The following is a 6,287-nucleotide window of genomic DNA, read 5'->3' on the forward strand; positions in this document are numbered from 1 at the left end:
TTCTTGTCCCTTACCCGAAATTTACTGCTAGAATTGACTAATGTAGGATACACATTTCTCAACCTGTCATTTTAAAATACGCTATATGGTTTTATTAGTCCTACCTCAAGAAGTACGGCATGAGATTGCTCGGATCGCGCAAAATGGGCAAATTGATGTACCAAGCCTGGAACAATTTGCTTATTTAGTTCTCCGAAGTGCTTATCAGGAAGAGACTCCAGAAAATTCACTCAGTATTGATGAGTTAAAAAGCGCCATTTACCGCCGTTTTAAGGTCAAAAATACCAAAGAACTAAAGCAGTCTGGAGCTTTTAAGATGGCCACAGAGGGCATAAAAATCCCCGATTTTCGGTTGAAATCAACCTGGGAGATGTTATATCGTCGATTTATTGATATTCTCCCCCACGAGCGAGATCAGCAGGGTTATGGCTGTATTAACGGTGTCAACGTCTTTAATTATTTCAAGCCGTGGCAAGTCTTTGACTTAGATCCCAAAACAGCGACAAAACAAGATATTAAGAATGCTTATTATCGGCTTTCAAAGATTTATCATCCTGATAATCCAGAGACGGGCGATCGCATGATTTTTGAGCGAATCGATTTAATGTACAAAAGTCTTAGTTTTGAAATTTAATCATGGTCATTGAGAGAGATATTTTCTATATTGAAGAAAAAAAATTAGTCGAAGCATTAGAAATCACATTAAAAGAGTTTGATGATTTTGTTGAAAGGTTAATTTCCGTTGATTTAATACTTCAAGAATCGCTCCACTTTATTGTTCAGAATTATATTGCCGAAAAACCTATTAGGCTTTTTTCTCGTGAAGGTGCGATCGCCGTTACCAGGAGTTTAGAGAAAGAAGGAATTGTTAATGATGCCACGATCAAATCGGTGTTGATCTTAGTTGAACAATACCGCATTGAGCAGATTGATAATAAAGTTCGTCGTTCAATTTATGAACATAGTTCTTCTTTGCTGGTAAAAAATCAGAGACATTGGCTAAGTTATCGAGATGTTGTAAAAATATTCCGAACTAATAAGGATAGACTGGCTGAAGCCAGGGCATCGATTAGAATGTCTGATAACCCAATGATATTCGGTGAAGACTTCGATCTAATAGAAAAAGATGTACATTTCTCACTATCAGGTTTGGAAAAATTAAGTATAGAGCTATCTTTGACTTTGCGATCGCAAGAAAGGCGAGAGTATTGCGAGAGGGTTAGAGAAGTGGCTCCGCCCGTTTTAGAATACCTAGCTTTGGCTCCATCTCCATCGGATAGTCAGATTGAGAGTGCTGTTAGATTTGTCAAAAACCAGAACAACAAATGTTGTCAAATTACAGGTGCTACTCGTAACAAATATGACAATCCAACCCTACAACTGGTAGGACATCATTTATATGACAAAGAAAACTATAGATTTTTGGCGGCAGAACCTGAGAATATTATTCCCATTTGTCAAGAAATTAGTGATGGTTTTCATCTTTGGAATGGAGGGTTCAACAAATCTTGTACAATTGATGACTTTATTAATTATATAGAATGGAAATATCCTGAAAAACATGACAAAATATTAATGCTATATCGGAAACGAAAAATTCTCTATGAAAAACTTAAAATGCATCAACCAACTCTACCTTATGGTGAATAAGTGACTATAAAATTAGTCTTGGTATCCCCAAATTTTGTTTTATCCTAATCTGCTGGCTCAAACCGATTCAAACCCTCCGCAGTAACACACCAACGGGGAAACCTTCTGATGAGATGGTTTTCACTCATTATTAATGTCTTACCTTCTCTGGCTATTGCTATAACGCCTTACCCTGAAACATTTTGCTATAGAAACCGGGTTTCTGTCAGACGGTTTGCATCTTCACCCAAACCGCCTCAAGAAACCCGGTTTCTTGTCTCCCATACTCGCCCCTTAGCATTGTACAATAATGTTGTACGAGTTATCTAGCAAAAATGATGTTAAGCAAAGAAACCACTTATTCTCAAGCGAGAATGAATTTAGCCACTATTTTGGATCAAGTGTGTGATGAGCGTCAGATTGTGGTCATTAAGCGCCGCAATGAGAAAAATGTGGCGTTAATTGCCGAAGATGAGCTAGAGAGTTTATTATAATGTGTCTATTTACTGCGATCGCCCGAAAATGCGAAACGTTTATTTCGTGCTTTAGAATGGTCAGAAAATAGCACCACAACTCCTCAAACGGTAGCTGAATTAAAAGAGGATTTAGGAATTGAGTCCTAAAAATAAAAAACAATTTAATGAAAACCATAATAAATTGATTTAGAGCATTTTTTTGTTTACAAGGTAACAAAAAATAAGGTTTATTTTTTACAATCACGGTCTGATTATAAATCATATTAAACTGATGAAAAAAATCTATTTTTAATTGAATTTTAATTTAATTAAAAATACCAACTATATCCTAAGTAGAAAACGGGGAATTGGGTCAGACAAAAACATAACGAGAAACCGGGACCCAATGCCATAACCTTTGCATCCTCACCCAAATCTGATTAAGAAACCCGGTTTCTCGCATCCCCCCACCCGAAAACCCAGCAACCCTCAGAAACCGGGGCTGCCATAACCTCTGTATCCCCACCGAAATCTAGTATCGAAGGTTTCTAGCCCCCACCCACATCTTGAGAATTGTAAAAACATTGGCTTTTCGTTGGTTTTTTGCTATGATGTCCACAGGAGGTGGAATTATGGCGACGCCTGTAAAAAATCAAAGCGGGCTCAGCTTACGAGTTGGTCAAACCTGGAAGTCGTTTGAGCAATTTCGTCTAGAAGGGGCGAAAACCCTGAGTTCAGTCAAGGATCGGGTTATTGCCACCCTTCATACCAAATCGGGCCAATATCGTATTATTGAAGAGCATGATTTTCAGACCTTGTATGGTTTAGCCCGGGATGTCGATCGCCTGCGGGGAGGACTCCGGGTAGTGGTTCTAGCGGTACGCGCTGCCCAGAAGCATCCCGATGAAGAAAACTTAAATTTACTGGCGGAAGCGGTGGCTATGCTAGGCAATTTGCCGGAACTCCCGGTGCGCGATACCTTTGATGCTTTGGAACCGGAAACCTTAGACCAAAATGAGGAAGAGGAGGTGATACTCGATCGCGATCGCATTCCTCACCCCCTGCATGAAGCAAGGCTATCGCGTCAGCAAATCGGCGAAACTGCCCAGCCCAATGGACTAGAAGACTAAATCACGGGGACAATGAACAATCAACCGCCTCCCAGTCTAGCGGAGTTAGAAAAGCAGTTAAAAAATCTCTCCCATGATTCTCAGGCTTTAGAGATAATTCAGGAGTTCGCCAATAAACTGGGCAAAACCAAACACCGCCAGCTTGTCTTTGGAGAAGAAGGCGCACTGGTATGCCAGCCCATTGAGTATCAGGATGTCTTGGCAAGGGGTCTGATTGATGAGACAGAAGACCCCTTTACTCTTTTGTAGGGGCATATTATCAGCACAGATGCGGCTTATTTCCTCGGAGAACGGATCGCGGGGATTAAATTTGCCATTGCTACTTCTACGATCTTGTACCTGGTCGCCGTAATTACGCCTTTTTGTTGCGATTACAACCCATTCGTGCCAACGATCCGAATGCCAAACAGCTTCTAAGTGAAATGCTAAAGTTCACGTCCACCAGAGGATGTGTCTGCCACCTTTGCCCGGTGATCCAGAAGATGCGATCGCCAATGCGGTGATTTTTGATGGCGTTTGTCAAATTCGACTAGATGATTTATTGGTATCAACACGCCATGCAAGTTTAAGTCTGGTGGGGTGGCGCATATTTGGCTCTTTAGTGCGTTCAATTTTGGTGCGGACTGGGCCTAGTGAAGTGGCAATGCGAGAAGCTTTTCACTTCCGAGAAACCGGGTTTCTATGACAATCTCTGCATCCTCACCCAAATCTGATTAAGAAACTCCTCGCATCTGCAGTGAGTATGGCTTCAGCTAGTTTCATCCTTTGATTTATCAATCGCTAAACAATTCTTCTAGGTCTTGTCTGCCATGCACAACCCGCAAAAAATCGACCATTTCCCCTCTGACCCGATAAAAAATAATGTAGCCATATCAAGGTAAACCGCGCAAATCCGCCAATAAATAATCGTAACTTTTTCCCAGATAAGGGAACTGGGTTAAGTATTTGCATTTCTGGTTAAATTCTGCAAAAAAACGCTCCCCTGCTGTCAGATTTCGGGCTAAAAAATACTCATAAATCTGGTTCAAATCTTGACTGGCGGATAGGGATATCCGGTACTGACTCACTGCGCTTCTCCCTTGGCTTGGTGAAAACGCTCCAAAATGTCTAAAACAAAAGTTTCCCCATCTAAGCCTTCGCCATTATCCAATTCTAAGGCGGCAGATTGTACTTTAGCAAGGGTTTCGGTGAGCCAGTCTTGGTATTCAGTTTGCAATTTTTCTAGCAATTTAAACGCTGCATTCACCTCTTCATCAGGATGGTTAAAATTGCCCTGGGCTAACTGGGCAGCGATAAACTCCTCTTGTTGCTTGTTTAAGGTAATTGGCATCACTTTCTCCAGAAACCTGCTTTCTCGCCATTATAGCTGTAGGGCAGGTCACTCGGATGCAAGCAAAGAAGGTTTCTCCCCACCCCTGCCGATGGCGGTCACCCCTGCCGATGGCGGTCACCCCTGCACCCCTGCTCCCCAGCCCCTCTGCTCCCTCACACCCCCTCCAACCGCAGAAAATGCACCCGCCCCGACCAATCCCCCGCCACCACCGTCACCCCATCAGCTGCGATCGCACAACAGTTAAACCCACCAAACTCCCCTCTAAACGTCGCCACCTCATTTCCCGTCCCTAACTCCCACAGTTTCAGGGTGTTATCATAAGTTACTTACAAGTATTGGTATGACTGGGTTGTAAGCAGTTTTTCACCCCAACACAGCCACCTTTACAACCACTTGGGGTATCATTTGGTTCAGATCCAACACTCTCTAATAAATATATAGATGATTCCCAAAATCACCCCTAAGCCCAAAAAATCAGGCTCTATATTTATCCGGTTCCGACTGACTCAAAATGGCAAGCAAAAAAATTATGAGATGACCTTGCCACTTAAGTGGGATGACCGACGGGACCGCCGCAAGGCTGAAGAAATTGCAGATATCATCAGACAAGATATCAAACACGATATTTTAGGGCTACTACCTACCGCTTTTGACCCAACACTGCAAAAGTATCGCCCTGGGTTGAAAATCACCGTGGCGCCCAAAATCCCATCATTGCTAGATGTCTGGGTTAAGTTTGTTGATTTCAAGACTCAGGAAGGCAAAATTCAGGAAACAACCCTGACAAAAGATTATCCCCGCGTTGAGAAAATGCTTACAGCAGTTGACCCAGATTTGCTGAAATTCAGTAACTCTAAACAACTTTTAAGTTGTTTAACCAAGCGCTACAAACCGAGCACTTTGGCTTCTTACTACACAAAGATATCCGCTTGCGCTAATTGGGCTGTCAAACAAGACATCTGGGAAAAAATCTTTATAGCCGTGATTTAGCCATTTTAAAGAGTCAGTGTGAGACATCGGATAAAACTGGTAAAGCTTACTCTGACTCTGAAGCCACGGTGATTCTCAACGCGATCGCCACTGACCGCTTTACCTCACCCCGTGCCCGCATCAAACATTCTTACTATGCTGAGTTTTTAAAATTCATGTTTCTGACCGGGGTCCGACCGCAACTAGCGATCGCTCTAGAGTGGGAACAAATCATCTGGGAACGGGACCGGCCTATCAAGATTTATTTTGACCGTGCCTATACAGATGGGATTCTCAAGCCTAGTAAAGGAGATCGCAACGGCAAAAATACACCACGGGTTTTTCCGGTTAACTCAGAACTGGCAGATTTAATCATGGCAATTCCCAAACGAGAGACGATTTACCGTGAGCCTAGAATTTCCCGGCATCTAAAAACCGTCAATCGCCCTCACTACCCTAACCTAGTTTTTCCGTCCTCATGCCATTGGTACATTACGATTGATTACTTTACCAACAAGATATTTAAGCCGGTTGTTGAGTCACTGGTAACAATGGGTGAGGTCAGCGAGTATCTGCCTACATACCATTCCCGACATACTACCCAGAATCGTTGGTTAGAGTCTGGAATGTCAGAGGAAGCGATCGCCGCGTTACTGGACACATCCCCGGCCATGATTCGTAAGCATTACCGAGATGACCGTCGTTATTACGAAAATTTAGCCCAAAATATCACCTTGCCAGAGTTAGGGGATTAAGTTTTTGCATCAGCCA

General features: G+C 42.6%; 11 protein-coding genes. 8 read left to right on the forward strand and 3 right to left on the reverse strand.

Going from position 1 to position 6,287, the window contains the following annotated elements; all coding sequences use genetic code 11:
* The first annotated feature begins 85 nt into the window (after window positions 1-85).
* The 6 genes from AM228_RS16585 (at window position 86) to AM228_RS34330 (ending at window position 3,899) form a co-directional block, all read left to right on the forward strand.
* Window positions 86-634: a J domain-containing protein gene (locus AM228_RS16585; RefSeq protein ID WP_054467234.1), complete on the forward strand. Its 549-nt coding sequence runs from the start codon at window positions 86-88 to the stop codon at window positions 632-634.
* A 2-nt stretch (window positions 635-636) separates the two neighbouring features.
* A complete protein-coding gene (locus tag AM228_RS16590) occupies window positions 637-1,650 on the forward strand; it encodes a hypothetical protein (protein ID WP_054467236.1) in 1,014 nt (337 codons plus the stop codon).
* Window positions 1,651-1,964: 314 nt separating this feature from the next.
* Window positions 1,965-2,123, forward strand: a complete 159-nt coding sequence (locus AM228_RS35355) for a type II toxin-antitoxin system Phd/YefM family antitoxin (RefSeq protein ID WP_231636832.1) — start codon at window positions 1,965-1,967, stop codon at window positions 2,121-2,123.
* A 593-nt stretch (window positions 2,124-2,716) separates the two neighbouring features.
* The gene (locus AM228_RS16600; RefSeq protein WP_054467239.1) at window positions 2,717-3,214 is read left to right on the forward strand and encodes a hypothetical protein; all 498 of its coding nucleotides are present in this window, start codon (window positions 2,717-2,719) and stop codon (window positions 3,212-3,214) included.
* A gap of 12 nt (window positions 3,215-3,226) precedes the next feature.
* On the forward strand, window positions 3,227-3,463 hold the full coding sequence (locus AM228_RS34325; protein ID WP_197285322.1) for a hypothetical protein: 237 nt from the start codon (window positions 3,227-3,229) through the stop codon (window positions 3,461-3,463).
* 199 nt (window positions 3,464-3,662) lie between these two features.
* On the forward strand, window positions 3,663-3,899 hold the full coding sequence (locus AM228_RS34330) for a hypothetical protein (protein WP_197285323.1): 237 nt from the start codon (window positions 3,663-3,665) through the stop codon (window positions 3,897-3,899).
* 187 nt (window positions 3,900-4,086) lie between these two features.
* Here AM228_RS34330 and AM228_RS16610 read toward each other — a convergent pair whose 3' ends face one another.
* The 3 genes from AM228_RS16610 to AM228_RS36235 form a co-directional block, all read right to left on the reverse strand.
* A complete protein-coding gene (locus AM228_RS16610; protein ID WP_231636833.1) occupies window positions 4,087-4,281 on the reverse strand; it encodes a type II toxin-antitoxin system RelE/ParE family toxin in 195 nt (64 codons plus the stop codon).
* Window positions 4,278-4,544, reverse strand: coding sequence for a hypothetical protein (locus AM228_RS16615; protein WP_054467241.1), 267 nt, complete (start codon window positions 4,542-4,544; stop codon window positions 4,278-4,280). The genes AM228_RS16610 and AM228_RS16615 overlap by 4 nt, the downstream gene beginning before the upstream one ends.
* A 155-nt stretch (window positions 4,545-4,699) precedes the next feature.
* The gene (locus AM228_RS36235) at window positions 4,700-4,822 is read right to left on the reverse strand and encodes a hypothetical protein (protein WP_255353211.1); all 123 of its coding nucleotides are present in this window, start codon (window positions 4,820-4,822) and stop codon (window positions 4,700-4,702) included.
* 259 nt (window positions 4,823-5,081) lie between these two features.
* Between AM228_RS36235 and AM228_RS16625 the strand changes: the two genes are divergently transcribed.
* The gene (locus tag AM228_RS16625; RefSeq protein ID WP_156331840.1) at window positions 5,082-5,537 is read left to right on the forward strand and encodes a hypothetical protein; all 456 of its coding nucleotides are present in this window, start codon (window positions 5,082-5,084) and stop codon (window positions 5,535-5,537) included.
* Window positions 5,486-6,271 carry a hypothetical protein gene (locus tag AM228_RS16630; protein WP_156331841.1) on the forward strand — a complete coding sequence of 262 codons (786 nt, stop codon included), beginning with the start codon at window positions 5,486-5,488 and terminating at the stop codon, window positions 6,269-6,271. The genes AM228_RS16625 and AM228_RS16630 overlap by 52 nt, the downstream gene beginning before the upstream one ends.
* The last annotated feature ends 16 nt before the right edge of the window (window positions 6,272-6,287 follow it).

Origin of the sequence: Planktothricoides sp. SR001, assembly GCF_001276715.1 — a bacterium.
GTDB classification, from domain to species: Bacteria; Cyanobacteriota; Cyanobacteriia; order Cyanobacteriales; family Laspinemataceae; genus Planktothricoides; species Planktothricoides raciborskii.